This window comes from Microbacterium sp. bgisy203, assembly GCF_965345155.1.
GTDB lineage: Bacteria > Actinomycetota > Actinomycetes > Actinomycetales > Microbacteriaceae > Microbacterium.
The window spans coordinates 621,642-648,354 of the sequence record NZ_CBDRLZ010000001.1 but is presented as its reverse complement, the minus strand read 5'-3'; the positions used below and the strand labels follow the sequence as shown (position 1 = coordinate 648,354).

Here is a 26,713-nt window from a genome sequence, read left to right as displayed (position 1 = left end):
ACCCGTGCCGTCGAGCGCCTAGTCTCGATGCGTGAGCACTCCCGCCGACGAAGATCGTGCCGCCCTCGATCGTTTCCGTGAACTCCTCCGGATTCCCACCGTGTCGCACGCCGATGAGTCGATCATCGACTGGCAGGCCTACGAGCAGTTCCGCACGGCGCTCGAGCGGCTCTACCCCCGCACCCACGAGGTGCTCACGCGCGAGGTGATCGACGGGCACTCGCTCCTGTACCGCTGGGAAGGGCTGTCACAGGCCGACCCGCTTGTCCTCATGGCGCATCTGGACGTCGTGCCGGTGAAGCCCGAGGAGTGGGAGTACGACCCGTTCGCCGCCGAGATCGTCGGCGCGGGGGCGGATGCCGCAATCCATGCGCGCGGCGCGATCGACGACAAGGGGTCACTCGTCGCGATCATGGAGGCGATCGAGCATCTCGTCGCCGAGGGTTTCACCCCTGCGCGCGACGTCTACCTGTCTTTCGGGCACAACGAGGAGACCGCCGGCGGCGGCGCGCGGGCGATCGTCGCGGCGCTGGCGCAGCGCGGCGTGACACCCGGGCTCGTCCTCGACGAGGGCGGCGCGGTCGTCGACGGCGCCGTGCCGGGCGTTGCGACTCAGACCGCCATGGTGGGCGTTGCCGAACGCGGCGTCATGACGATCATCCTCACGGCCCGTGAGGCCGGGGGGCACGCCTCGACGCCGCCCGCCATGCCCGCGACCGCCCGGCTCGCACGGGCCATCGATCGGCTGCGGAGGCATCCGTTCCCCACGCGGATCACTCCGCCGGTCCGCGCCCTCTTCGCGACCGTCGCCCCGCACACGGACGGGGCCCTCGGGTGGGTGTTCGGGAACCTCCGGCTCACTGGGCCCCTCCTCGCGAAGGTGTTCCCGTTCCTCGGGCCCGAGATGAACGCGATGGTGCGGACGACGGTCGTGGCGACGGAGCTCTCCGGCGCGCCCGGCGAGAACGTCCTCGCCACGCGGGCGCAGGCCTCGCTCAACATCCGGCTGCTGACCGGCGACACGGTCGACGGCGCCGCGGCGCGCGTCCGCCGCGTGATCGCCGACCCCGAGGTGGAGATCGAGGTGCGGCACGGATCCGACCCGTCGCCCGTGTCGCCGTGGCGCGGCGAACCGTGGCGCCGGATCGCAGGAGCGGTGGCGAGCTCCCTCGGAGGCGACGTCGTGACCACCCCGTACATCCAGCTGGGCGCGAGCGACAGTCGCTGGTTCACGGCGATCTCATCGCACGTCTACCGCTTCACGCCGTTCCACCTGACGCCGTCCGAGCGCGAGGCGCTGCACGCGCACAACGAGCGCATCCGCGTCGACTCGTGGCTCGCCGGGATCGGGTTCTACCGCGATCTCGTGCGGGCGAGCTGACCCGCGGACACCCGGCGTCGACACCCGGCGCCGCTCAGGGGACGAGAACGATCTTCCCGTCGGTGCCCGCCTCGACGAGGCGATGCGCCTCGGCGGCGTCGGTGAGAGGCAGCTCCGGGCCGAGGTCGACCGAGAAGGCGCCGGCCGCCATCAGGGCGATGGTCACGGGCATCGCCTCGGCTCGCCACGCCTGCTCCGCCGCGGTGAGGGGCACGGGACTGCCGCCCATGAAGGCGCGGATGCCGAGACCCGCCGCATCGGCGCCGCGCACGAGGGTCGCGATGCGGGTCTTGTCGGCGACGAGCTCGATCGACTGAGCGAGCGCCTCGTCGGTGCCCGCGAGGTCGATCGCGACCGTGACACTGTCGGGCGCGAGCTCTCGCACGCGCGCGACGACGCCGTCGCCGTAGGGGATCGGCGTCGCACCGAGCTCGGCGACGCGCGCGGCGCGGCGGTCGCTCGTCGTTGCGATGACGCGTGCTCCGGCGAGGACGGCGAACTGGATGACGGCCTGGCCGACCGACCCCGACCCGCCGTGGACGAGCACCGTGTCGTGGGCGCCGACAGCGAGCGAGCGGACGGTCTGGTAGGCCGTGCCGACGGGAACGCCGAGGGCCGCGCCCTGAGCCGCGGACACCTGCGGCGGACGCGGCTCGAGGTGCTCGGGGGTGGTGACGAGGTCGGTCGCGTAGGCGCCGGTCGCGCCGAAGACGACGACGGTATCTCCCACGCGGAAGCCTTCGACGCCCTCGCCGACGGCGGTCACGACGCCCGCGGCATCCGAACCGACGCCGCGCGGTGCGGTGATGGGCGGCGACGGGCGCTTTCCGGAGCGGAGCTTCGCGTCGATCGGGTTGACGCCGACGGCCTCGATGCGAACGGCGACCTCGCCCGCGCCGGCGGCAGGGGTGTCGATCTCGGTGGCGGTGAGGACCTCGGGTCCTCCGACGGCGGTGTAGGTGATCGCGGTGCTCATAGTGGGGTCAACACTACGGACTCGGGATTCTTCCCGGGCAGTGCCGACCAGTGGGGTGGGTAGGTCAGCGCGCTTCGGCGAGCGCCTTCACGATGCGCGGCAGCGAGACGGGTTCGGCGGTGCCGAGCTGCTGGGCGAACAGGCTCACGCGGTACTCCTCGAGAAGCCACCGCGCGTGGGCGAGGCCGGGCGCGGCATCGGAGCCGGCGGGGATCGTGCCGCCGGCATCCGTGTACGCTGCGGCGGCGCGTTCGTATTCCGTCAGCCGCTGCCGGTCGCGTCCGGGGGCATCGGCGAGTGTCTGCACGCGCAGGAGCGCGCCCTGCAGGTAGCGGGGGAGATGCGCGAGGCGGGCGAGGCCCGTCTGCGAGACGAATCCGGGGTGGATGAGTCCCGCGAGCTGGGACTTGGTGTCGCCGAGCGCGGCGAGGAGGGTCATCGAGTTCTGACCCTTGATCGCCCGTTCGACGTCGCGCTGTGCCGTGAGGATGCGGGCCGTGAGCGACACGGCCTGGAAGAGGTCGTCGACGACGGAGGCTGAGAACGCGTCGCGCGCCGCGGCGAACTGCGCGGCCGTGCGCACGCCGTCCGGTGCGACGCGCGCGAGCACGGCGTCGGCGACGGCGACGCGCGCGTCTTCGATGAGCGCCTTCGCCGACGGATAGGGGGATGCCGCGAGCGACAGCTTCTCGGCCGCCGTGAGGTGATCGAGGACGTACGCGGCCGGCGAGGGCACGGCGAGCAGGAGCAGCCGTCGCACGCCCGCGTGGGTGAGGCGCGCGGCACGCTCGGGCGTCGCCTCGATGCGGAGGGCGACGGCATCCTTCTCGTCGACGAGCGCCGGGTAGCCGCGGACGACGCCGCCGGCGACCTTCGTGTCGATGACGGCCGGCAGTTCCTCGGGCAGCGCGGTGAGGTCCCACGTCGTGAGACCGGTGCGTTCGGTCAGCGCCGGGCCGGCGGGGTTGACGGGAGCGGGGCTGCTGCCCGGCGTGCGCGCCGCCGCGACCCGGTCGGTCGGTCGCGGCTCGCGCGTGAGCGTGCGGGCGACCGGCTCGCGCGCCCGGCCCGCGAGCCGGGCCTGCAGGTCGGCGAGGTCGCGCGAAGTGCCGGCCGTGCGCCCGCGGTGGTCGACGGCGCGGAAGGTCACGAGCAGGTGCGGCGGTACCCGTTCGAGCTCGAAGTCGGCGGCGGTCACGGGCTGATTGGCGACGCGCTGGATGCGCGCGGCGAGGGCTGCGGTCAGCGACTGCGTGGGGAGGCCCCGGTGGTGCTCGGGACCATCGCCGGCGAGCTCGTCGCCGAGCTTCGCGGCCCAGTCCGCGGCGGGGACGACGTGCCGCCGGATGCTCTTCGGCAGCGCGCGCAGGAGCGCCGTGATCAGTTCCGCGCGGAGCCCGGGCACCTGCCAGTCGAACCCGTCGGGGCGGAGCGCCGCGAGAAGCGGCAGCGGCACGACGACGCTGACGCCGTCTTCCGGGTCGCCCGGCTCGAAGCGGTAGGCGAGCGAGAGCGTCTGGTCGCCCTGCTCCCAGCGTCCCGGGAAGGCGCTCTCGTCGGTGCGCGACGAGGCGTCGAGCAGATCGGCCTCCGACATGTCCAGCAGGCGCGGGGTGCGCGCGGATGCCTCTCGCCACCACGCCTCGAAGGAGCGCACGTCGACGACGTCCGGCGGGATGCGCGCGTCGTAGAAGCGGAAGACGGCCTCGTCGCCGACGAGGATGTCGCGCCGACGCTCGCGTTCCTCGACCTTCTCGAGGCGTCGGCGCAGCTCCAGGTTCCGCCGCTCGAACGCCGTCAGCTTCTTGTCGAGGTACTGGACGTTCCACTCGCCGTCGACGAGCGCGTGGCGGAGGAACAGCTCGCGCGCCTGATCGCGGTCGATGCGGGCGAGCTGCACGCGCCGGCGCGGGATGATCTCGACGCCGAAGAGCGTGACCTTCTCCGCGGCGACGGCGGCGCCGGCATCCTTCGACCAGTGCGGGTCGCTGAGCGTGCGGTGCGCGAGGTCTCCTGCGGGTTCCTCCGCCCACGCGGGGTCGATCGCGGCGACCGTGCGGCCGTACAGGCGCGAGGTCTCCACGAGCTCGGCGGCCATGACGGCGTCAGGGGACGCTTTGCGCAGGGCCGATCCGGGGAAGATCGCAAAGTTCGCTCCGCGTGCGCCGCGGTAGGCGGCGAGGGGTTTGCGCTTGTCACCGGGCTTGGTCTTGGAGGTCGAGCGCGTGTCGAGGACGCCGATGTGGGAGAGGAGCCCCGCGAGGATCGCGCGGTGCACGAGGGCGGGGTCGGCGGTGACCTCGCTCGGCGCGCCCTTCACACCGAGCAGCTGGCGCAGCTGACGGTGCACGTCGAACCATTCGCGCACGCGCACGTAGTTCAGGAACTCGGCGCGGCACAGGCGCCGGAACGCGCTCGAGCCGAGATCGCGCTGCTGCTCCTGCAGGTGGTTCCAGAGGTTCAGCAGCGTGAGGAAGTCGCTCGTGGGGTCGGCGAACCGCGCGTGCGCCCGGTCGGCCTGCTCGCGCGCCGCGCCGTCCTCGGCGGACGGCCGCTCGCGGACATCCTGGATCGACAGTCCCGCCACGATCGCGAGGACGGGCGCGAGGACGTCGAGGCGGCGCGCCTCGAGCAGCATGCGGGCGAAGCGCGGGTCGATCGGGAGGCGCGCGATCTCGCGCCCGATCTTCGTGAGGCGCCGCTCGCGCGTGCCCGTCTTCACGCCCGCGCCGGTGACGGCGCGGAGCTCCGTCAGCAGCTCGAAGGCCGCTTTGACGCCCCGGCTGTCGGGCTTCGTGAGGAAGGGGAACTCCTCGATGTCGCCGAATCCGAGGGCGAGCATCTGCAAGATGACCGAGGCGAGCGAGGTGCGCAGGATCTCCGGCTCGGTGTACTCGGGCCGCGAGGCGAAATCCTCCTCGGAGTACAGCCGGATCGCGATGCCGTCGGAGGTGCGGCCCGCGCGCCCCGAGCGCTGCTGGGCGGATGCCTGCGAGATCGCCTCGATCGGCAGTCGCTGCACCTTGGAGCGCACGCTGTACCGCGAGATGCGGGCGGTGCCGGCATCCACCACGTAGCGGATGCCGGCGACCGTCAGGCTCGTCTCGGCGACGTTCGTCGCGAGGATCACGCGACGGCGCACTCCCGCGACGCGCGACGGCTCGAACACCCGGTGCTGCTCGGCCGCCGAGAGCCGTCCGTACAGGGGGAGGACCTCGGTCGGGCGGGTGTCCTTCGCGTACATGCCGCGGACGGCATCCATCGCATCGCGGATCTCCGCCTCGCCCGGCAGGAAGACGAGCACGTCGCCGTCGGCCTCGCGGTCGAGTTCGCGCAGCGCCGCGAGGAGGGTGTCGACGTCGTCTTCCGAGCCCTCCTCGGCGACGGGGGAGCGGTAGCGGATCTCGACCGGGTACGTCCGGCCCGAGACCTCGACGATGGGGGCGGGCGTGCCCTCGGCATCCGCGAAGTGACGCGCGAAGCTCTCCGGGTCGATCGTCGCCGAGGTGATGATGACCTTCAGGTCGGGGCGTTCGGGGAGGATCCGCGCGAGGTAGCCGAGCAGGAAGTCGATGTTGAGCGAGCGCTCGTGCGCCTCGTCGACGATGATCGTGTCGTAACGGCGCAGCAGCCGGTCGCGGTGGATCTCGTTGAGCAGGATGCCGTCGGTCAGAAGCGCGATCTTCGTGTCGGCGGAGACCTGATCGGTGAAGCGCACTTTGTAGCCGACGGCGCCGCCGAGCGGCACCTGCAGCTCCTCGGCGATGCGCTCGGCGATCGTCCGCGCCGCGATCCGCCGGGGCTGGGTGTGGGCGATCTTCGTGCGGCCGAGTTCGAGGCAGATCTTCGGCAGCTGCGTCGTCTTGCCCGACCCGGTCGCGCCCGCGACGATCACGACCTGATGCCCCTCGATCGCGCGCGCGATCTCGCCGCGGGCCGCGCTGACGGGCAGCTCCGGCGGGTAGGAGATCACGGGTTCGGCGGAAGGCATAGCCCTCCATCGTAACCGCGCGCGGTCACTGTCAGGTCGTCAGACCCATCCCTGCATCCAGTTGTGCAGGCGGTAGAACTCGTACGGCACCTGCATGCCCGACCACAGCGGATACCAGAAGATCGACAGCAGCACCGCGACGGCGAGGAAGACGATCACGATCCGCTGGCCGACGAGGCGACGGCGCACCGAGCGGGCGACGGATGCCGCGGCATCCGCGGCGGTCAGCGGCGGCGCCGGGTCGTCGAGACGCTGCGGCGACGCGATCTGCCGCAGCGCGAACGTGAGGGCGAGCAGCAGGAACGGCCAGATGACGATCGTGTAGAACTGGAAGATCGTCCGCTCGGGGTACACGAACCACGGCAACCACGTCGACGCGATGCCGACCAGGACGAGTGCCTTCCGCCAGTCCCGGTCGAGCACGAACCGGTAGATGAGGTAGATCATCGCCGCGATCGACGCGTACCAGAGGAGCGGGTTGGGCATGGAGTAGAGGATCTCGAGGCATCCCCCATGGCCTGTCGCCGGGCACCCACCCTGGCCGTTCTCGGTGGCATTGGCGTACATCGAGGTCGGCCGCCACAGCAGCGCCCACTGCCAGGCGGGACTCTCGTAGCTGTGCGGCGAGGTCATGCTCGTCATCGAGTTGTAGATCGTCTGGTGGTACTTCCAGAGGCTCTGCAGGCTCAGCGGCACCCAGCTGAACACGCCCGTCGCGGGGTTCGCGTCGGCCGCGTGACGGTCGTAGCCGCCATCGCTCGTGAGCCACCCGATCCACGACGCGAGGTACACGACGAGGGCGACGGGCACGAGCAGGACGAAGGAGACGAGGCCCTGCCGCACGGCATCCGTGGGCCAGAACGTGACGCCCAGGCGCCGCCGCTCGAGCGCATCGGTGACGACGAGGTACAGACCGATGGCGGCGAGCACCCAGACGCCCGACCACTTCACGGCCGTCGCCGCACCCGCCGCGGCTCCCGCGGCGATCACCCACGGGCGGTTCCAGACGATCGCCCCCCACGGCACAGGCTCGCCGTCGGCGCTGCGCGCGACGGTCGCGGCGGCCAATCGGTCGAGCGCCTGTCGTCGGTCGAGCGCCGTGAACCAGAACGCGAGCAGGATGAAGAACGCCAGAAAGATGTCGAGCAGCGACACCCGGCTCATGACGATGCCGAGTCCGTCGATCGCGAGGAGGAACGCGGCGACGCTCGCGAACACCGTCGAGCGCGTCAGCGTCCTCGCGAAGAGGAAGAGCAGCAGCACCAGCGCCGTGCCGAACAGCGCCGCCGAGAAGCGCCAGCCGAAGGAGTTCTCCGGGCCGAACAGCGCCATTCCCGCTCCGATCAGGAACTTGCCGAGCGGGGGGTGCACGACGAAGCTCGGATCGGTGAGGAAGATGTCCGTCTCGCCCGCGGCGAAGCGTGCGTCGGCGCCCGCCGGCCACTGCGCGGCGTAGCCGAGGTTCCACTGGCTCCAGGCATCCTTCACGTAGTACGTCTCGTCGAAGACCAGGGCGTGGGGGTGGCCCAGATTCCAGAAGCGCAGGATGCCGGCGAGCGCCGTGATGAGTGTCGGCGCCAGCCAGGCGTAGAGGCGCTCGAGGCGAGGGTCGGCGGCGACCCGTGCGCGCCACCGGTCGTAGCGCGATCCGCGCGCGGCCGGGAGGAGGGGCGGGGCGGTCGTCGTCACGGGCACCAGCCTATGCTGGGGCCGTGATCATCCTCGCTGCAACCCCGATCGGGAACCTCGGGGACGCGTCGGCCCGTCTCGTTTCGGCCCTCGAATCGGCGACGGCGGTGGCCGCGGAGGACACCCGCACGACCCAGCGCCTGCTGCGCGCGCTCGACATCGCCAATCGGCCGACCCTCATCGCGCTGCACGACCACAATGAGCGCCAGCGTGCGGCGGAACTCGTCGCCCGCGCGCGGGACGAAGATCTGCTCGTCCTCTCCGACGCGGGGATGCCGACGGTCTCCGACCCGGGATACGCGCTCGTCACCGAGGCCATCGCGCAGGGCGTCGAGGTCACGGCGATCCCGGGACCGAGCGCGGTCGTCACGGCGCTCGCCATCGCCGGGCTGCCGACCGACCGGTTCACCTTCGAGGGTTTCCTGCCTCGGAAAGGCGGCGACCGGCGCCGCGCGCTCGGCGCGCTCGCGGCCGAGCCCCGGACGATGGTCTTCTTCGAGGCGCCGTCGCGCCTCGCCGAGACCCTCACCGCGATGGCGGACGCGTTCGGCGCCGAGCGGCCCGCCGCCGTCTGCCGCGAGCTGACCAAGCTCCACGAGGAGGTCGTCCGCGGCGGGCTCGGAGAGCTCGCGGCGTGGGCCGCGGAGGGCGTCCGCGGCGAGATCGTCGTCGTCGTGGGCGGCGCCGTCGCCCGCGCAGTGTCGGCGGACGACGCGCTCGTGCAGGTGCAAGCGCTCGTCGCGTCGGGCGTGCGGTTGAAGGATGCCGCGGCAGAGGTCGCCGCACAGACCGGGTTGAGCTCGCGCGACCTGTACCAGGCGGCGCTCGCCGCTCGGTGACCGGGGGCGAGTCGAGACGGCGTCCGCGGGGTCACTCGGGCGGGGCGCCGAGGGCGGTGAAGGCCTCGGGGTCGAGGTCCTCCGACGCGGTGGACGCGGGCGGCGCCGAGACGCCGGGGAGGGCGAACGCGGCGAACGCCGTGCCCTCGGCACGCACGCGCACGGCGCCGTCCGGCTCGACGCTCACAGATGCCTCGCCGAACAGCGACTGCGCGGCATCCGCGCCCACGATCAGCGGCGCAGGGATCACGGCATCCACCCCGCCCCGCGTCGCGACGACGAGGACGCTCTCGTCGGCGCTCTCGCGCACGAACACGACGGCGTTATCGTCGACGTGGAGCCACCGGAGGCCTCCCGTCGACAGCGCCGAGTGCCCGCGTCGCAGCGCGATCAGGTCGCGGTACAGCGCGATGCGCTCCGCGACCTCGGGCTCGCCGGCACGCTCCCAGGGGATCGGGGTCCGGCTCATCTCACCGTCGACGGCCTCGAGACCGAACTCGTCTCCCGCGTAGACGACCGGGATGCCGGGGAGCGTCATCGACAGCCCGAGGGCGAGGGGCACGGCGCCCGGGGACGCATACGTCGCGAAGCGTGCGGTATCGTGCGTGTCGAGGGCCGACATCGTTCCGCGCTGCACACGCCACGGGATCTGGCTCGTGAACCGGCGGAACTGGTCCACGAACTGGCGTGCGCTGTACCGCGGCATCCCGGTCGGCAGCCCGAAGAACCACATGTCCTCGCTGAGCTCGCCGTGGAAGCCGTAGTGCGGGATGCGCCGCGGGTCGGCCAGCCACGCCCACACGCCGCGGGTGAAGGCCGGGTACGTCATGCCGCCGTGCCACGCGTCGCCCTGCAGATCGGATGCCGCATCGTTCGTCGACTCCGCGAGCAGCAGCGTCTCGGGATTCACGTCGATCATCGTCTGCCGGAGCGCCTGACGGACCTCGGCGTTGTGGTCGATCCGGCCGAGGCGGCCGGTCATGTTCGCGACGTCGATGCGCCACCCGTCGATCCCGTACGGCGGCTGCAACCACCGGGCGACGACCGAGCCCTCACCGTCGACGAAGCGGCGACGCAGCTCGTCGCTCGACCAGTCGAACTTCGGCAGCGTGTCGGCGTCGAGCCACGTCTCGTACGTCTCGTTCGCGTCGTCGTGGAAGTAGTAGAACGCGCTCTCGGGAGCTTCGGGATGGCGGTGCGCGGCGCGGAACCACTCGTGCGCGATGCCGGAGTGGTTCGTCGTGAGGTCGCCGATGATCCGGATGCCCCGGGCGTGCGCCGCCTCGATGAGCCGGCGGTATGCGTCGTCGCCGCCGAGGACGGGGTCGATGGCGTCGAAGCGCGAGGCGTCGTAGCGATGGTTCGACTCCGCGGGGAAGATCGGCGTGTGGTAGAGCGCCGTGACCCCGAGAGCGGTGAGGTGGTCGAGCTTCTCGGCGGCGCCGTCGAGGTCGCCGCCGTAGAACTGGTGGCCCCGCCCGGGGTGCACCGGGTCGAGCGGCTCGTCCCACGCCGCGGGGATCGCCCACGCGGGCGTGGGCCGCTCATCCGCCGCGGCCGAGCGCGCGAAGCGGTCGGGGAAGATCTGGTAGAGGATCGTGTCCTCCATCCAGGCGGGCGGCGCGTTCTCGGCGACGAGGGCGAAGTCCTGCCCGTCGAGCGCGTCGATGTCGGTGAGGCCGGCCTGGTTCAGGATCTCGACGCGCCCGTCGGCGAGGACCAAGTGGAACCGGTAACCGTGCCGGGGGTTCGCGACGACGATGCGTGCCGTCCACCACTCCCACCCGTCGACCGCGCCGTCGCGGGACGCCTCGACCCACGCCGGTTCGTGATCGGGGTTCGAGCGGACGAGGACGCGCTCGACCGGGCCGTAGCCCCCGCGCGGCGACACGGGGACGCGCAGGCGGACGGCGACGTCGTCGCCGATCGCGGGTGCGGCATGCGAGACGTACAGGGGCGAGCCGTCGTGGTGCGGGCGGCGTGCGGCATCCATCATGAGAGGACCTCCGGGTAGGTGCCGACTCCGACGTCGGCGAGATGCGACGTGGTTGCACGCGACCGCGTGACAGAGCCCCTCAGTTGTGGTTCCAGTCTACCGCCGAGCGGTCACCGGCGCGCCCCGACGTGGATGGCGACCGCGCCGTCGGCAGGCACCGTCGTCGTGACTTCGCCGCCCGACACCGTGACGGTCGCGCCCGCGCAGCCGGATGCCGAGGCAGCGCCGGCACCGCCCGAGACGACGTCGCAGTACTCGCCGTCGGGAAGGCCGGCGGGAATGGTGGCGTCGGCATCTTCACCCGACGGGTTCACGAGCAGAAGCGCCCGTCCGTCACGCTCGAACCCGTACACGTCGCCGTCGGAGACACCCGCGAGGCGGGGCGCGTCGCCGGCAAAGCGGCGAAGTTCGAGGAGGCCCGCGATCGCCGTCCACGCCTCGGTGCAGATGCCCTCGCCGTCGGCGTAGGAGTCTTTCGGCCCGCTCACCCCGGCGCAGTCCCACCCGAGCGCGCGCCCCGAGGCATCCTGCGCCGGTCCTGCGTCGCGGTCGGTGAAGGCGTAGCCCGAAAAGACGACGGGAGTGCCGTAGTCGTCGGCGAGCATGAGCGCGTTCGCAATCAGGTAGAGGCCGCCGTCGCGGTACGTGAGGGATGCCTCGCCGCGTTCGGTGTCGTGGTTGTCGATGAAGACCACGGCGCTCTCGGACGGCACGTGCAGCGGGCGCTCGTCGCCGAGCTCCGGATCGGTGACGACCCCCGCCTTCAGGCCCGGACCGAGGTCGCGCGCGTACTGGAACTCGAACACCTCACCGAAGCCCGTGTACTCCTCGGGCTGAATGGGCTCCGAGCCCGCCCCGCGGATCACCTCGCTCATGATGACGGTGCCCTCGGGCGGTGCCGACACGATCGCCTCGACGTCCTCCGCGGCCATGTGCTTGGCGGCGTCGATGCGGAAGCCCGCGACGCCGAGGTCGAGCAGGTGCGTCAGGTACCCGTCGATCGTCTGCCGGACGGATGCCGAGGACGTGTCGAGGTCGGCGAGGTTCACCAGCTCGCACGTCTGCACCTGCTCGCGGGACGAATAGTCGGCGATGTCGTCGTCGGCGGTCAGGCCGCAGTGGTGAAAGTCGCCGTCCTCGTAGAGGCCGGGGTAGGAGTAGTGCGTGAACGCCGTGCCGCCCGTGCCCGTTCCCGACTCGATGCCGGCCATGTGATTGATGACCGCGTCGGCGATGACGTCGACGCCCGCCGCATCGCAGCGCGCGACCATGTCGGCGAACTCCGCCTCTGTGCCCAGGCGCGAGTCGAGGTCGTACGAGACGGGCTGGTAGCTCGTCCACCAGGCATCCCCCGTGATGTGCTCCTGCGGGGGAGAGGTCAGCACCCACGCGAACCCCGCGGGGCCGATCGTCGTCTCGCAGTCCTCCGCGATCGAGATCCACGGCCGCTGGAACAGCTGCACCCCGACGTCGGGCGCGGAGGGCGCAGCGGCGTCGCCGCCTCCTGGCGTGCACGCCGCGAACCCGCCGACGCCGAGGATCAGCACCCCCGCCGCGGCGAGCGCGCGCGTACCTCTCATCGCGTCACTCCAGGCACCGGACGGCGTGCAGCGGTCACTTCACCGAACCGGCGGTCAGGCCGCCGACGATGAAGCGCTGGAGCGACAGGAACAGGGCCATCGGCAGGATCGCGGCGAGGACGGCGCCGGCGGCGAAGACGCTCCAGTTGCGCGCGGTCTCCTGCGACACGAACTGGTAGAGCCCGACCGCGAGGGTCTGCTTGTCGGGGTCGACGAGGATGACCGAGGCGATCAGGTAGTCGTTCATCGTGCCGATGAACGAGAGCAGGCCGATGACCGCGAGCACGGGGGCGACCAGGCGCAGGATGATCGTGAAGAAGATGCGCGCGTGCCCCGCGCCGTCGATCTTCGCCGCTTCGTCGATGGATGCCGGAACCGTGTTGAAGAACCCGTACATGAGGAACGTGTTCACGCCCAGCGCGCCGCCGAGATAGACCATGATGAGGCCGATCTGCGAGTTGAGCCCGAGCGCAGGGAACACCTCGCTGATCGCCGACATCAGCAGGAAGATCGCGACGACCGCGAGCAGCTGCGGGAACATCTGCACGAGGAGGAGAGTCAGCAGGCCCGCCCGGCGACCGCGGAAGCGCATGCGCGAGAACGCGTACGCGGCGAGCGCGCAGAGGACGACCGTGAAGAACGACGTCGTCAGCCCGATGAAGATCGAGTTCACGAACCACGCGCCGTAGGGGCGCAGCGGGTCCTGGAAGAGGGCGATGTAGCTGCCGATGTCGAAGTTCGAGAACAGGCTGTTCGCCGTCAGCAGGGTGCCGCCGGGGTTGAGTGACGCGGACAGCACGTAGACCAGCGGGAACCCCGAGAAGACGATCATGACGATGCCGACGAGGTGGCGCCACCCGGTCTCGCGGAACCAGCGACCGAGCGGGCGGCGGGGCTCCTTGGCGCCGGGGACACCGGCATCCCCCCACTTCTTCTTGCCCGCGTCGCCGCCGTCGCCGGCGGACGCGGTCACGGGTGCCACGGGGACAGCTTCTTGGATGCTCATGTCAGTTCAGCTCCTCGAGGACCTTGGTCTGGCGGAAGCTCAGGTACGAGATGACAGCGACCAGCACGAAGATGATGATCGAGAACGCACTCGCGAGCCCGTAGTCGCGCTCGGCTCCCACGAACGCCACCTTGTAGACCATCGAGATCAGGATGTCGCTGTGTCCGACGTTGATCGAGGCGTCGGGGATCCGGGGGCCTCCGCCGGTCAGCATGTAGATCAGGTTGAAGTTGTTGAAGTTGAACGCGAACGACGAGATCAGCAGGGGCGCGACCGCCACCAGCAGCAGCGGGAACTTGATGTAGCGGAAGATCTGCCACACCCCCGCGCCGTCGACCTTGCCGGCCTCCTGGATGTCCTCGGGGATCGACTGGATCGCACCGGTCGTCACGAGGAACATGTAGGGGTAGCCGAGCCAGAGGTTGACGATCAGGATCGACACCTTCGCGAGGAAGGGGTCTTGCAGCCAGGGGATGGATGCCCCGCCGAGCAGCGTCTGGTTGATGAATCCGAAGTCCTGGTTGAACATGCCCGCCCACACGAGCGCCGACAGGAACGCCGGGAACGCGTACGGGAGGATCATCACCACCCGGTAGTACTTCTTGCTCTTCATCCGCGGGTCATTGAAGACGATCGCGAGGAACAGGCCCAGGACGAAGGTCGTCGCGACCGACAGGATCGCGAAGGCGAACGTCCAGATCGTGACGGCGATGAACGGCCCGCGAATCGACTCGGTCGTGAAGGCGCGGACGAAGTTGTCCATGCCGACCCACACCTGCCAGCCCGTCGCGAGGGTCTGCCCGTCGTCGGATTCGAACGACCCGTTGCCGTTGTCGTGGTAGACGACGTCCGTGTCGGTGTTCGTCATGGTCCCGGCGTCCGCGTCCCACACGAGGGTCGAGATGTACTGGTAGGCGACGGAGCCGTCGCGCGTCTGCAGCGTGCCGTCGTTCGGATCGTCGGAGAAGGGGACGGCGAGGGTCGTGATCGCACCCTGGTTGGCGACGATCTGCCCGAAGTCCAGCGTCGTGTAGCCGGGGAGCGAGACCGCCTTGTCGCCGCTGAACTCGGCGTCGGCGGCGGGTTCGAGCGGGCGCTCCTCGCCGCCGATGAGCGCATCGCCGTCGGGGTCGGTGACGAGGAAGAAGTACGTGCCGTTCTGCTCGACGATCGACAGCGGGTAGGTGGGGGAGTCCTCGACGCGCTGCTGGTTCTGGATGAGGAGGGCGTTGACGGCATCCTCCTTCGTGGAGATGTGCCCGGACCCGTAGTTGGTGAAGGCGATGTAGATGCAGAAGAGCACCACGAAAATCTGGAAGACGAAGAGGAAGACGAGGCCGGGCGTCAGGTACTTGGCGGGGAGGAGGCCCGGCTTCAGGTAGATGACGTTGATGGCGAGGATCGCTGCGGCGATCAGGAGCGGTACGAGAAAGCCCGAGCCGATGAGGACGAGGATCGCGTAGATGCCCATCGCGTCGATGATGCCGAGGCAGACGATCTTGACGAGCCAGACCTTCCAGCCGGCGCCTGCGGCTTCGGCCCAGGCCTCAGCGCGCTTGCGCTTGCGGCGGGCGGCGCGCTCTTCGGCGGTGGTGTGAGTGCGCTCGGTCTCGAGCGTGGGGCCGGTCATCGTCGTCGACTCCTGTCGGGCGGATTCATGCTTCTGCGGGTAAGAGTGCAAGAGAGGGGGCGGCGTCCGCAAGGGACGCCGCCCCCGTCAGGTTCAGCCGAGCTTGGACTTGATGGACTCGGCCATCTTGACCCAATCACCGGCCGGGTCGGACGAGCCCTTGATGAGCGCGGCCTCGGTCTTGCCCCAGTCGTCCCACACCGAACCCATCTCGGGGATGCTCGGCATCGGGACGGCGTTCTGGCCCACCGCGGCGAAGCCCGCGATGATCGGGTCGGACTGCGCCGCCTCGAACGACTCGGTCAGTGCCGGCGGACGGCCGCCGGCCTCGAACAGCTTCGTCTGCACGTCGGCAGTCGCGATGTAGTTCACGAGGAACTCGTTCGCGATGAGCGCGTTGTTGCTCTTCGCGGACAGGAAGAACGCCTGCACGCCGGCGAACGGTGCGGCCGTCTCGCCGCCCGCGCTCGGGATCGCGTCGACCGAGACGTCGATGCCGGCCGACTGCGCGTCCGCGACGTTCCACGGACCGGTGAGGAAGTACGGCGACTTGCCGGCGTTGAAGGCTTCCTTGGCGAGGTCGCCCGAGAGGTTCAGGTTCAGCACCTTCGTGCCGGTGTCACCCTGCGCCGTCAGCCACGTCGCGAAGTTTTGGCCCGCCTCGTCGCCGATGGTCAGCTGCGACGCGTCGTAGGAGCCGTCGTCGTTGCGCGCGAAGACCGAGTTCCCGAAGGAGGTCTGGAACGGGTAGAGGTGGTACGGGTCGGATGCCTGGGGGTCGAGGCCCACGACGAACGGGTACTCGGTGCCTGCGGCCTGGCCCTTCGCGATCATCTCGTCGAAGGTGGCCGGCGTCGAGTCGGCGAGCGCCGTGTTGCGGAGGATCGCGATGTTCTCGATCGCGTAGGGGAGGCCGTACGTCTTGCCCTCGTAGGTGACGGCCTCGACGGTGACCTTCTCGAAGTCCGCCGACTTGTCGCCGAGCTCGACGGGCGCGACGATGCCGTCCTTGACGAACGCGCCGATCCAGTCGTGTCCGCCGATCGTGATGTCGGGGCCCTTGCCGGTCGGGACCTGCGCCGTGAACTCGTCACGGATCTTGCCGTAGTCCTTGACGACGAGGTTGACCTTGACGCCCTTCTCCTGCTCGAACGTCTTCGCGACGTCTTCGAGCGCGCGGGCGCGGTCGGCGTCGACCCAGACGGTCAGCGAGCCGCTCGCGGGCCCTTCGTCGGTCGGGGAGGTCGTGCCGCCGCTGCTCGAGCAGCCGGCCAGGGCGAGGATGCTCGCCGCCACGACCATGCCCGTCGCGAGCATGCCCTTCTTCTTCACCTTCATCGGTGTGCCTCTCTTCATAGTGGCGGCAGGCCGATGGTGCATCGGCCGCGTCGCCTGTGCTGTCACCGCGCAGAATGCGCGCAGTGTCATTCTGCGCTCCGTGAGCCGATCGGTGGTGCGTTCGTTACCGAACTGTGACCGGTCACAGTATTTGTGGTCTGACCAAGATACCACGCCGACTCTCCGGGTAGAGTCTGCTCTCGTGGGATCTACCGAGAGCACGCGAAAACCGACCATCCGCGACGTCGCGGCGGTGGCAGGTGTGTCGCACGGGACGGTCTCGCGAGTGATCAACGGCGGTCACTGGGTGTCGACGGAGGCGCGCGCGGCGGTCGAAGAGGCGATCCGTACGACCGGGTACACGGCCAACCACGCCGCGCGGAGCCTCGCGACGGGGCGGTCCAACTCGCTCGCGTTCCTCCTCACCGAATCACAGCAGCTGCTCTTCTCCGACCCGACCTTCGCGCTGCTGCTCCGCGGCGCGACGACGGCGCTCGCCGAGCGGTCGATGACGCTCGTGCTCCTGATCGCCGACACGGCCGATGAGCAGCGCAACGTCGAGTGCTACGTGCGTGCGGGGCACGTGGACGGGGTGCTCCTGGTGTCCTCCCACGCCTCGGACGCGCTGCTCGCCTCTCTCGTCGCGGCGGGTATCCCGACGGTGTGCTCGGGCATCCCGCAGCGCGACGACGTCGCCGTCCCGCACGTCGCGATCGACGAGGTCGGGGCTGCGCGCATGATGACGCGGTACCTCGCCGAGCGTGGACACCGTCGCATCGGCCTCATCACCGGCCCCCTCGACACGCCGGGCGGAGTGCTCCGCCTCGAGGGGTTCCGTGCGGAACTCGGCGACCGCTTCGACCCCGAGCTCGTCGAGACCGGCAGCTATCAGGCGGCGAGCGGGGATGCCGCGATGGAGCGTCTGCTCCAGAGAACGCCCGACATCGACGCGGTATTCGCGGCGAGCGACGTCATGGCCGTCGGCGCGATCACTGCTCTGCGCCGGGCCGGCAAGCGCGTGCCCGACGACGTCGCCGTCGCCGGGTTCGACGACTCGGGTCTCGCGGAGACGCACCGCCCGGCGCTCACGACGGTCCGTCAGCCGTGGCCGGAGATCAGCGCGACGATGGTGGACATGCTGCTCGACCTCATTCGCGGCATCCCGCGCGAGGACGTCGTGCTCCCGACGACGCTCGTGGTCCGCGAGACCGCCTGACCCACCGCCGCCTGACCACCGGCCCGCCTGACCCAAGGCCCGTGGCTCGACCGCGCGGATCGGCTGGCGGTCGGCCGCTACGGCTCGTGATTCTGGATTCGTGATTCGGGACGCGTGGGAACGGGGAACGACTTTCGATGCTCTCTCAAAACGTCATTGAACTTCCCGTTCACACATCACTCGAGGTTTTCGGCGTGAATGCGGCGCCGATGCGGTGGGCGACGGGGCAGGTCGGAAGGTCGTGTGAGCGGGAGGTTCATCGACGTTCTCTGGGAGGGTGCCGCGCCGATGTGGTGGGCGACGGGCCAGGTGCGGGAGGTCGTGTGAGCGGGAAGTTCATCGGCGTTCTGGGAGAAGGTGCAAAAGTCGCGCGGGCGCTCACTGCGACCGCGACCGCGACGACGAGGACAATCCCGACGATGAGGACAATCCCGAGGGTGGGGCGAGGGGTGGCCGGGGGACGGGATGGCCGGGGGGACGGGATGTCGGGGGTCGGTCGTAGGGTCCGAGCATGGCTGAGCCGATGCATCCCTTCGCCGTCATGGCCGATCCCGTCCGCCGGCGGATCGTCGAGATCCTCGCGAGCGGCGAGCACACCTCCGGCAACATCGCCGAGGCGATCGGGGTGGAGTTCCGCATCAGCCGGACGGCGGTGTCGAAGCACCTGCGCATCCTGCGAGACGCCGGCTTCGTCGATGTCGTCGCCGATGAGCGGTGGCGCTGGTACTACTTCACGGCGGAGGGGTTCCAGCACCTCGATGACTGTCTGGACGAGCTGTTCACCAAGATGCTCGGCGGCGTGGGGCGGGATCCGTTCGGATCGGGATGGCGCGATCCTCTGCACCAGCCGCCCTTCGGATCGGTCGTCCGCCGCAAGGGGCCCTCGCGCGATCCTCGTCCGGGCATGCGCGGGAGGCAGACGTCGACGCCGCTCGCTGCCGAGCCCGAGACCGGCCTGTACCCCGTGCGCACGGTCTACGCCTGGCCGGTCGATCCCGTCACAGACGAGGACGAGGACCTCCGCCCGCCTAGAATCGGGGGGTGAGCACCGGTCAGTCCTTCTACATCACGACCCCGATCTACTACCCCTCGGACCTTCCCCACATCGGCCACGGGTACACGACGGTGGCGGTCGACGCGCTCGCGCGCTGGCACCGCCAGGCGGGCGACGACACCTGGATGCTCACCGGCACCGACGAGCACGGGCAGAAGATGCTCCGCGCCGCCGCCGCCAACGGGGTCACGCCGCAGGAGTGGGTCGACAAGCTCGTCACCGAGTCGTGGTTCCCGCTGCTGGAAACCCTCGGCGTCGCAAACGACGACTTCATCCGCACGACCCAGTCACGCCACGAGGAGAGCGTGCAGAAGTTCGTGCAGGCGCTGTACGACCGCGGGTACATCTATGCGGGCGAGTACGAGGCGCTCTACTGCGTGGGCTGCGAAGAGTTCAAGCCCGAGTCCGAGATCGTTGACGGCACCGGCGCGTTCGAGGGACTCAAGGTCTGCGCGATCCACTCGAAGCCGCTCGAGCTCCTTCAGGAGAAGAACTACTTCTTCAAGCTGAGCGAGTTCCAAGATCGCCTCCTCGAGCTCTACAAGACCGAGCCCGACTTCGTTCGGCCCGAGTCCGCGCGCAACGAGGTCGTCTCGTTCGTCCGCTCGGGACTGAAGGACCTGTCGATCTCGCGCTCCGCGTTCGATTGGGGCATCACCGTCCCCTGGGACTCTTCGCACGTCATCTACGTGTGGGTCGACGCGCTGCTCAACTACGCGACCGCCATCGGCTACGGCACCGACCCGGAGCAGTTCGCGCGTCGCTGGCCGGCGTTCCACATCGTCGGGAAGGACATCCTGCGCTTCCACGCCGTCATCTGGCCGGCGATGCTGATGGCCGCGGGCCTCGACGTGCCGCGCGGCGTCTTCGCACACGGCTGGCTGCTCGTCGGCGGCGAGAAGATGTCGAAGTCCAAGCTCACCGGCATCGCCCCGACCGAGATCACGGACGTCTTCGGATCGGATGCCTACCGGTTCTACTTCCTCTCCGCGATCGCGTTCGGTCAGGACGGCTCCTTCTCGTGGGAGGACCTTTCCGCGCGCTACCAGGCGGAGCTCGCGAACGGGTTCGGGAACCTCGCGTCCCGGACGACCGCGATGATCGAGAAGTACTTCGAGGGGATCGTGCCCCCGGCATCCGACTACACCGACGGCGACCTCGAGATCCAGAGAATCGTCGCGGCTGCCGCGGCGAACGCCGACGCGGCCATCGACCGGTTCCGGCCGGACGAGGCGATCTCGTCGATCTGGACGATCGTCGACGCGCTCAACGGTTACATCACCGACAACGAGCCCTGGGCGCTCGCGAAGGACGACGCGCAGCGCGCGCGTCTCGGGACGGTGCTGTACACGGCGGCCGAGGGTCTGCGCGCGCTCGCCGTGCTCCTCAGCCCCTTCATGCCGGAGGCGACCGAGAAGCTCTGGATCGCCCTCGGCCACCCCGGGCGCCTGCAGGATCAGCCGGTGCGCGAGGCGGGTGAGTGGGGGCAGCTCGCGCCCGGCTCGAGCGTCAACGGGCTCGCGCCGCTCTTCCCCCGCGTCGAGCAGTAGGTCGCGCGATGACCGATCCGTCGAACTACGTCCGGCAGCGGGAGAAGGGCGCGCGCGACGTCTCGTACCCGATCTCGCCCGAGCCGCTCGCGGTGCCGGTGTACGACAACCACGCGCACCTCGAGATCGAAGACGGCCCCTCGTCAGGGTCGGAGCCCGGGGGCATGTCCCTCGACGAGCACCTGCTGCGTGCGAGCGAAGTGGGTGTCCTGGGCGTCGTGCAGGCGGGCGGCGACATCGACTCGAGTCGATGGTCGGCGTGGGCTGCGGCATCCCACCCGCGCGTCCTCGCGGCGGTGGCGATCCATCCCAACGAGGCGCCGGCGTATGCCGCGCAGGGAATGCTCGACGAGGCGATCGCCGTGATCGACGACCTCGCGACGCAGCCGCGCGTCCGCGCGATCGGGGAGACCGGGCTCGACTTCTTCCGTACGGAGGGCGACGGACTCCCCGCGCAGTTCGAGAGCTTCGAAGCGCACATCGCGCTCGCGAAGAAGCATGACCTCGCCATGCAGATCCACGACCGCGATGCGCACGACGCGGTGCTGGAGACCCTCGAGCGCGTCGGCGCGCCGGAGCGAACCGTCTTCCACTGCTTCTCGGGCGACGAGGAGATGGCGCGCATCGCCGCCGACCGCGGCTACTGGCTGAGCTTCGCGGGGAACGTGACGTTCAAGAACGCGCAAAACCTGCGCGACGCGCTGCGCGTGACCCCCCGCGAGCGCATCCTCGTCGAGACCGACGCGCCGTTCCTCACGCCCACGCCGTTCCGGGGGCGACCGAACGCCCCGTACCTCATCCCCGTGACGGTGCGCTTCATGGCCGAGGAGCTCGGCGCCGACCTCGACGAGTTCTGCGCTCAGCTCGCCGCCAACACGCTCACCGTCTACGGCGCGTTCGAGGACTGACGGTGTCGGACGACGAGCGCTGGGATCTGACGGATGCCGCCGGCGCGCCCCTCGGCCGGACGCATCGCCGCGGAGACCCGGTGCCGGAGGGCTCCTTCCACGTGGTCGCGTCGGTGTGCGTCGTGCGCGGCGACGGGCTCGTCCTCATGACGCGCCGGTCGGCCGCGAAGGACTGGCCGCTCGCCTGGGAGTTTCCCGCGGGAAGCATCCTCACGGGCGAGACGAGCGCCGAGGGCGCCGTCCGCGAGCTCGCGGAGGAGGCCGGCGTGCGGGCGGCGGCATCCGACCTCCGGCTCGCGGGGCGCGTGACGGAGGATCGCGCGCTCTTCGACCTCTACGTCGCGCGTGTGGCTGACGACCCGGCCGTCACCCTCGACCCCGCCGAGGTCTCGGAAAGCAGATGGGTGAGCCTCGACGAGGCGTTCCGCCGATGCGCGCGCGGCGAGATGGCCGGGCCCTGGGTGCGGCGGCTCGACGAACTCGGACGCCCGCTCGCAACGCTCGTGGCGGGATGAACGTCCCGCAAGCGCAGGCACAGGCGTCGTCGGCAGCGCAGCCGCGGAAGGTGAGCGGCCGCGGAGCGTGATCAGCGGGTCGACGAGCCGCGGACGAGCTCCCACGGGAGATCGGCGACGAGCGGGTCGCCCGCGAGCGTCGCCGACGGCGAATGCGTGAGTGCGCCGAGCGAGCGGAACGCCGCTTCCGCGGCGAGTTCGGGGTGCACGCACACGTGGGTCACGCCGAGGCGTTCGTTGAGCGCACAGTCGGTGACGCAGAGGGCGAGCAGCTGCACGTCGCGCGGGATGACGAGGGGCGAGGCTTCGAGCTGCAGGTAGATCTCCGGGCCGTCCTCGCAGAAGGCGAGGATCGCGTCGGCCCCGGCATCCAACGCCTCGCGGACACGCCTAGGGAGCGCGCGGTGGGCGAGATCGACCTCGAAGACGAGGGGCTCCCGGCCGCGGACGGTCGACCAACCGTGGTAACCCGTGCGGGCGATTTCGTCGCGCGGGTGGTCGCCCTCGTCGACGAGGAGCGCGATGCGCTCGGCGCCGCTCGCGGCGAGGTGCTCGAGACTCGCGCGGAGGACCGCGTCGTACCCGGTGCGGACGCTGAGGGAGCGGTCGACGTCGACGTACAGGTCGCGGGCGACGACGGGGATGCCGCGCGTCGCCGCGGCGCGGACGACGTCGAGCCCGGAGCGAGCGTCGGAGACGTACAGGACGTCGAGCTGGGTGGCTTCGAGCAGGTCGGGGCGGGATGCCGGAAGCACCGTGACGGTGAACCCGTGCTCCGCAGACGCCCGCACGAGCGCGTTCAGCTGCCGGTTGTGGTCGAACGCCCAGCGCTTCGCGCCGTCGTCGTCCTCGGTATCGGGCATGACGAACCCGATCGACATCGTCCGGCCGCTCCGGAGCGCGGCGGCGTGCTTGTTGGGGGAGTAGCCGAGCTCGGCGGCGATCGCCTTGATGCGCTCGCGCGTCTCCGGTCGGAGGTTGCCGCGGTCGTTGAGCGCTTGGCTCGTGGCCGCGGTGGACACGCCGGCGCGCTCCGCGACGTCGCGGAGGGTCACCCGGGTCACGGCGCGGCCTCGCTCATCCGAGATCGCGCTCCACGTCGCGTTCGCGCGGCGCCGCGGAGGTGTCGGCGGCAGGCGGCACGACGAGCCCGATCGCGTCGGACCAGAGCGGTCCCGATCCCGCCGCGGCGAGCGCGTGGCCCTGTGCGATGAGGCCGTGCAGCAACGCACCGGAGAAGTGCCGGAGCGCCGCCTCGGTCTCGGCGGGATCGGCGCCCCGGGTGCGGGCGCGGGCGATCTCGGCATCCAGCACCGACTGCACGTGCCTGCGCAGATCGACGACCGCGGGGGCGACCTCGTGCACGCGACGCGCGGCGGCGTGGCGCTGAGCGGCGGTCTGCACGATGAGGCGGGCCTCATCGATCGTCGCGAACTCGTCGATCGGCGCGTGCACGCGGATCGTGTCGAGGTCGAGCACTTCGACGCCGGGGAGCGACCTGAGGCCGGGGTCGACGTTCCGGGGCATGCCGAGGTCGATGACCAGCTGCGACGACTCCACGCCGAGGCGGGCCATGCCGTGCTCCTCGGCGGTGAGGGCGTACGTGTCGGTCGTCGTGGTGCAGGTGACGATAACGTCGGCGCGTGCGGCTTCGTCCGCGAAGTCGGCGATCGAGACGGGGCGGAGGTTCTCGCGCTGCGCGAACTTCTTCCGCCCCGACCGGGAGTGCACCCGGATGTCGGTCGCGCCGACGGCGCGCAGGGCGGCGAGGGATGCCGCGGCGTAGCGCCCGGTGCCGACGAGGAGGACCCGGGCATCCTCCCACTCGCCCACGCGGGAGCCGGCGAGCTCGACCGCGAGGCGCACGAGAGAACGCCCGGACTCGCCGAGACGGGTCGAGTTCTTGACGGCGCGGGAGGTCTCGGTGGCGCGCTGGAAGAGGTGCTCGAGAGGCGCGGTCGTCGCCCCCTCGCGGCGGGCGGTCTCGAGGGCGCGCTTGACCTGGCCGGCGATCTCGTCCTCGCCGACGGCGACCGAGTCGAGACCCGACGCGACGGAGAACAGGTGCTGGGCCACGCCGTTGCCGTGGGCGAAGTCGACGGTCTCGCGCACCTGACGGAAGGGGAGGTCGGTGAGGCCAGCGATCCGCTCCATCGCGGCATCCATCGCGGGGATCGGCGAGGCGTCGGGCGCGTCGGCGACATCGAAATAGGCCTCGAACCGGTTGCAGGTCGCGAGGACGACGGCGCCGCGGATCGCGTCGTGCGCGGCGGCGAGCTCGGTCGCGGCGGCGTCGCCGATGACCGACAGCCGCTCGAGGTCTTCGAGGGAGGTCGTGCGTTGGTGGGCGGTGAGACAGACGAGCATCAGGGGTTAGTATAACGATTAACTCCGCCCGCGCTCCGGCCGCACTCCGCGCCGTCGTCGGCGCTGCCCGCCGCTCCTTCCGAAGGCTTCGCTCTTGCACGCAACGCACCCCCTCGTCCAGCACGGCACCGCCTCTTCGCGCCTCATTCGGGCGCTGCGCGGCGACCGTCCCGAGGTGACGCCGGTGTGGTTCATGCGCCAGGCCGGGCGGTCGCTGCCCGAGTACCGCGCGCTCCGCGCGACGGGCGGCACGATGCTCGAGGCGTGCCTCGACCCCGCGATGGCGAGCGAGATTACGCTGCAGCCGGTGCGGCGCCACCAGGTGGATGCCGCGGTGTTCTTCAGCGACATCGTCGTGCCGCTGAAGCTCGTGGGTCTCGGTGTCGAGATCGTCGCCGGCCGCGGTCCGGTGTTCTCCGAGCCCGTCCGCACCGCGGCGCAGATCGCCGACCTCGTCCGCATCGACCCGGCGCTCGTCGACGAGCGCGGCGAGCAGGTCGCTGCCGCCGTCGCGCGGACGACCGAGATGCTCGCCGAAGAGGGCGAGCGCCGCGGCGAGGCGCTGCCGCTCATCGGGTTCGCCGGAGCGCCGTTCACGCTCGCCGCGTACCTCGTCGAGGGCGGCCCGTCGAAGGACCACCTCGGCGCGCGGAGCCTCATCCACTCCGACCCCGCCGCCTGGTCGGACCTCGTCGCGTGGCTCGCGGAGGTGACCGGGCGCTTCCTCGCGCTGCAGGTGCGCGCGGGCGCGAGCGCCGGCCAGCTCTTCGATTCGTGGGCGGGAGCCGTGAACCCCGAGGACTATCGCCGCGCCGTCCTCCCCGCCTCCGCTGCGGCCTTCGAACCGGTGCGCGCTCTCGAGATCGCGGGGGTTCCCTCTGTCTCCGGGGTGGCGGATGTGCCCCTCATCCACTTCGGCGTCGGCACCGGAGAGATCCTCGCCGACATGGCATCCATCGGCGTCGACGCGCTCGGCGTCGACTACCGGGTGCCGCTCGACGTCGCCCGCGCCCGCATCGCGGAGGACCTGACGCTGCAGGGGAACCTCGACCCCGCCCTCCTGTTCGCCCCCGACGGCGCGCGCCGCGCCGGCGTCGACGCCGTCCTCCGGGCCGGCACGGCCGCCCGCGCGCACGTCTTCAACCTCGGCCACGGCGTGCCGATGGACACCGACCCCGACGTCCTCACCGACGTCGTCCGACAGGTGCACGAGTGGCGGATGCCGTGAGCGACGTCGACCTGGCGGCGAATGTCGTCGTCGTGGGCGCGGGGATCGCCGGTCTCGTCGTCGCGCACGACCTCGCCCGCGCCGGCGCGGATGTGACCGTGCTCGAGGCATCCGATCGCGTCGGCGGACTCCTCCGTCGCGGCACGCTGGGGGGTCTCGCTCTCGACCTCGGTGCCGAGTCGTTCGCGACCCGCACGGATGCCGTCTCCGCCCTCCTCGCCGACGCCGACCTCGTCCTCGAGACGACCTCCCCGCGACCCGGCGGCGCACACCTCGTCGTCGCGACCCCGGACGGACCCGTCCGTGCGCCGCTCCCGCGGCGCACCGTCCTCGGCATCCCCGCCGACCCGCTCGCGGACGACGTCGTCGCGCTGATCGGCACCGAGGGTGCCGCACGCGCCGCGGCGGAACGCGACCTCCCGCCGCTCGATGCCGCCGCGCTCGCGGACGCCGAATCCTCGCTCGCCGACCTCGTCACCGAGCGCCTCGGCGCCTCGGTCGCGGGCCGTCTCGTCGACACGCTGTGCCGGAGCGTCTACTCGCGCCCCGCGGCGGCGGCGCGCCTGTCGGAACTCCACCCGGGCCTGTGGGCCGCGGCCCTCTCGCGCGGATACCTGACCGATGCCGCCGGCGACATCGCCCAGAACACCCGCGCGGGCGCCGCCGTCGGCGGGATCGTCGGCGGCATGTGGCGCCTGCCGGTCGCGCTCGCCGAGGCGGCGCGCGCGCACGGCGCCGAGATCCGCACCGGCGTGCGCGTCGACGGCATCCAGGGTGATGCCGACACGGGCTTCACCCTGACGACGGATGCCGGGACCTTCCGCGCCGGGCGGGTCGTCGTCGCGGCCTCGCCCGCCGAGGCCGCGCGGCTTCTCGCGGGGGCGGCCCCGGTTCCCGGGCGCCGATCTGCGGGTGCCGCCGCGGACGACCCGCATAACGGCGCCCCGGAATCCGCACCTTCGCCCGCCGCGGGCGTCCGCGTCGTCGCCGCCGCGATCGACCACCCCGGCCTCGACGCGTTCCCGGTCGGCTCCGGGGTCATCGTCGACCCGGCTCTCGATACCGCCGCGAAGGCCCTCACGCACGTCACCGCCAAGTGGCCCTGGGCGGGAGAATACGCACCCGCCCACCGTCACCTCGTGCGTCTGTCGGCACGTGACACCGCGGCCCCCGGCCTCGAGACCGCCGCCGACATCGCCCGCGAGGTCGCCCTGCTCACCGGCATCCCCCTCACCGCGGCCGACGTCGTCGAGATCGCGGTGCAGGACTGGCCGGATGCCGTCGCCGCCCCCGCCGGACCCAACACGCTCCCGGAGGGCGTGCACCAGGTCGGCGCCGCCGCGGCGGGCACGGGCCTCGCCTCCGTCATCCCGCACGCCCGCGCCGTCGCCGCGCGGCTGTCCGCACAGCTCTCGTCCACTGCCCCCCTTCCACAGCACAACTGAGGAG

The 26,713-nt window shown here is 71.1% G+C and carries 19 protein-coding genes; 9 read left to right on the top strand and 10 right to left on the bottom strand.

Features of this window, described 5'->3' with window-relative positions; all coding sequences use genetic code 11:
* Positions 1–31 precede the first annotated feature (31 nt).
* Positions 32–1,381 (top strand): M20/M25/M40 family metallo-hydrolase, encoded by a 1,350-nt coding sequence (locus tag ACRVYW_RS03105; protein WP_431801565.1) that lies wholly within the window; start codon positions 32–34, stop codon positions 1,379–1,381.
* A gap of 34 nt (positions 1,382–1,415) precedes the next feature.
* On the opposite strand, the gene ACRVYW_RS03100 is transcribed toward ACRVYW_RS03105, so the two are convergent.
* The 3 genes from ACRVYW_RS03100 to ACRVYW_RS03090 form a co-directional block, all read right to left on the bottom strand.
* Positions 1,416–2,357 (bottom strand): quinone oxidoreductase family protein, encoded by a 942-nt coding sequence (locus tag ACRVYW_RS03100; protein WP_431801563.1) that lies wholly within the window; start codon positions 2,355–2,357, stop codon positions 1,416–1,418.
* Positions 2,358–2,421: 64 nt separating this feature from the next.
* Positions 2,422–6,348 carry an ATP-dependent RNA helicase HrpA gene (gene hrpA / locus ACRVYW_RS03095; protein ID WP_431801561.1) on the bottom strand — a complete coding sequence of 1,309 codons (3,927 nt, stop codon included), beginning with the start codon at positions 6,346–6,348 and terminating at the stop codon, positions 2,422–2,424.
* Between the two features lie 39 nt (positions 6,349–6,387).
* On the bottom strand, positions 6,388–8,037 hold the full coding sequence (locus ACRVYW_RS03090) for a dolichyl-phosphate-mannose--protein mannosyltransferase (protein ID WP_431801559.1): 1,650 nt from the start codon (positions 8,035–8,037) through the stop codon (positions 6,388–6,390).
* 23 nt (positions 8,038–8,060) lie between these two features.
* On the opposite strand from ACRVYW_RS03090, the gene rsmI reads away from it, so the two are divergent.
* Positions 8,061–8,876, top strand: coding sequence for a 16S rRNA (cytidine(1402)-2'-O)-methyltransferase (rsmI, locus tag ACRVYW_RS03085; protein ID WP_431801557.1), 816 nt, complete (start codon positions 8,061–8,063; stop codon positions 8,874–8,876).
* Positions 8,877–8,907: 31 nt separating this feature from the next.
* Here the strand turns inward: rsmI and ACRVYW_RS03080 are convergent, their stop codons facing one another.
* From ACRVYW_RS03080 to ACRVYW_RS03060, 5 genes are all read right to left on the bottom strand, one after another.
* A complete protein-coding gene (locus ACRVYW_RS03080) occupies positions 8,908–10,872 on the bottom strand; it encodes a glycoside hydrolase family 13 protein (RefSeq protein WP_431801555.1) in 1,965 nt (654 codons plus the stop codon).
* A 110-nt stretch (positions 10,873–10,982) separates the two neighbouring features.
* A complete protein-coding gene (locus ACRVYW_RS03075) occupies positions 10,983–12,452 on the bottom strand; it encodes an alpha-amylase (RefSeq protein WP_431801553.1) in 1,470 nt (489 codons plus the stop codon).
* A gap of 34 nt (positions 12,453–12,486) precedes the next feature.
* Complete coding sequence (locus ACRVYW_RS03070; protein ID WP_431801551.1) at positions 12,487–13,434, bottom strand: sugar ABC transporter permease; 948 nt, start codon at positions 13,432–13,434, stop codon at positions 12,487–12,489.
* A gap of 25 nt (positions 13,435–13,459) precedes the next feature.
* Positions 13,460–15,088, bottom strand: a complete 1,629-nt coding sequence (locus ACRVYW_RS03065) for an ABC transporter permease subunit (RefSeq protein WP_431801549.1) — start codon at positions 15,086–15,088, stop codon at positions 13,460–13,462.
* Between the two features lie 93 nt (positions 15,089–15,181).
* On the bottom strand, positions 15,182–16,426 hold the full coding sequence (locus tag ACRVYW_RS03060; protein WP_431801547.1) for a sugar ABC transporter substrate-binding protein: 1,245 nt from the start codon (positions 16,424–16,426) through the stop codon (positions 15,182–15,184).
* A 202-nt stretch (positions 16,427–16,628) separates the two neighbouring features.
* On the opposite strand from ACRVYW_RS03060, the gene ACRVYW_RS03055 reads away from it, so the two are divergent.
* The 5 genes from ACRVYW_RS03055 (at position 16,629) to ACRVYW_RS03035 (ending at position 21,669) form a co-directional block, all read left to right on the top strand.
* Positions 16,629–17,642, top strand: a complete 1,014-nt coding sequence (locus tag ACRVYW_RS03055) for a LacI family DNA-binding transcriptional regulator (protein ID WP_431801545.1) — start codon at positions 16,629–16,631, stop codon at positions 17,640–17,642.
* Between the two features lie 511 nt (positions 17,643–18,153).
* Positions 18,154–18,687 carry an ArsR/SmtB family transcription factor gene (locus ACRVYW_RS03050; RefSeq protein WP_431801543.1) on the top strand — a complete coding sequence of 178 codons (534 nt, stop codon included), beginning with the start codon at positions 18,154–18,156 and terminating at the stop codon, positions 18,685–18,687.
* A complete protein-coding gene (gene metG, locus ACRVYW_RS03045; protein WP_431801541.1) occupies positions 18,684–20,246 on the top strand; it encodes a methionine--tRNA ligase in 1,563 nt (520 codons plus the stop codon). The genes ACRVYW_RS03050 and metG overlap by 4 nt, the downstream gene beginning before the upstream one ends.
* Before the next feature lie 8 nt (positions 20,247–20,254).
* Positions 20,255–21,154, top strand: a complete 900-nt coding sequence (locus tag ACRVYW_RS03040; protein WP_431801539.1) for a TatD family hydrolase — start codon at positions 20,255–20,257, stop codon at positions 21,152–21,154.
* Positions 21,155–21,156: 2 nt separating this feature from the next.
* The gene (locus ACRVYW_RS03035) at positions 21,157–21,669 is read left to right on the top strand and encodes an NUDIX hydrolase (RefSeq protein ID WP_431801537.1); all 513 of its coding nucleotides are present in this window, start codon (positions 21,157–21,159) and stop codon (positions 21,667–21,669) included.
* A 71-nt stretch (positions 21,670–21,740) separates the two neighbouring features.
* On the opposite strand, the gene ACRVYW_RS03030 is transcribed toward ACRVYW_RS03035, so the two are convergent.
* On the bottom strand, positions 21,741–22,733 hold the full coding sequence (locus tag ACRVYW_RS03030; RefSeq protein WP_431801535.1) for a LacI family DNA-binding transcriptional regulator: 993 nt from the start codon (positions 22,731–22,733) through the stop codon (positions 21,741–21,743).
* A 13-nt stretch (positions 22,734–22,746) separates the two neighbouring features.
* Positions 22,747–24,036: a glutamyl-tRNA reductase gene (locus ACRVYW_RS03025; RefSeq protein WP_431801533.1), complete on the bottom strand. Its 1,290-nt coding sequence runs from the start codon at positions 24,034–24,036 to the stop codon at positions 22,747–22,749.
* A gap of 145 nt (positions 24,037–24,181) precedes the next feature.
* On the opposite strand from ACRVYW_RS03025, the gene hemE reads away from it, so the two are divergent.
* Together hemE and ACRVYW_RS03015 are read left to right on the top strand one after the other, a co-directional pair.
* Positions 24,182–25,264 carry a uroporphyrinogen decarboxylase gene (gene hemE, locus ACRVYW_RS03020; RefSeq protein ID WP_431801766.1) on the top strand — a complete coding sequence of 361 codons (1,083 nt, stop codon included), beginning with the start codon at positions 24,182–24,184 and terminating at the stop codon, positions 25,262–25,264.
* Positions 25,261–26,709 (top strand): protoporphyrinogen/coproporphyrinogen oxidase, encoded by a 1,449-nt coding sequence (locus ACRVYW_RS03015; protein ID WP_431801531.1) that lies wholly within the window; start codon positions 25,261–25,263, stop codon positions 26,707–26,709. Before hemE ends, ACRVYW_RS03015 begins: the two co-directional genes overlap by 4 nt.
* Positions 26,710–26,713 lie beyond the last annotated feature (4 nt).

Excerpts from the sequence above, each read along its gene's own strand:
- hrpA (WP_431801561.1), bottom strand. The coding sequence starts at position 6,348 with ATGCCTTCCGCCGAACCCGTGATCTCCTACCCGCCGGAGCTGCCCGTC.
- ACRVYW_RS03040 (WP_431801539.1), top strand. The coding sequence starts at position 20,255 with ATGACCGATCCGTCGAACTACGTCCGGCAGCGGGAGAAGGGCGCGCGC.
- ACRVYW_RS03080 (WP_431801555.1), bottom strand. The coding sequence starts at position 10,872 with ATGATGGATGCCGCACGCCGCCCGCACCACGACGGCTCGCCCCTGTAC.
- ACRVYW_RS03025 (WP_431801533.1), bottom strand. The coding sequence starts at position 24,036 with ATGCTCGTCTGTCTCACCGCCCACCAACGCACGACCTCCCTCGAAGAC.
- ACRVYW_RS03065 (WP_431801549.1), bottom strand. The coding sequence starts at position 15,088 with ATGACCGGCCCCACGCTCGAGACCGAGCGCACTCACACCACCGCCGAA.
- ACRVYW_RS03050 (WP_431801543.1), top strand. The coding sequence starts at position 18,154 with ATGGCTGAGCCGATGCATCCCTTCGCCGTCATGGCCGATCCCGTCCGC.
- ACRVYW_RS03060 (WP_431801547.1), bottom strand. The coding sequence starts at position 16,426 with ATGAAGGTGAAGAAGAAGGGCATGCTCGCGACGGGCATGGTCGTGGCG.
- ACRVYW_RS03100 (WP_431801563.1), bottom strand. The coding sequence starts at position 2,357 with ATGAGCACCGCGATCACCTACACCGCCGTCGGAGGACCCGAGGTCCTC.
- ACRVYW_RS03075 (WP_431801553.1), bottom strand. The coding sequence starts at position 12,452 with ATGAGAGGTACGCGCGCGCTCGCCGCGGCGGGGGTGCTGATCCTCGGC.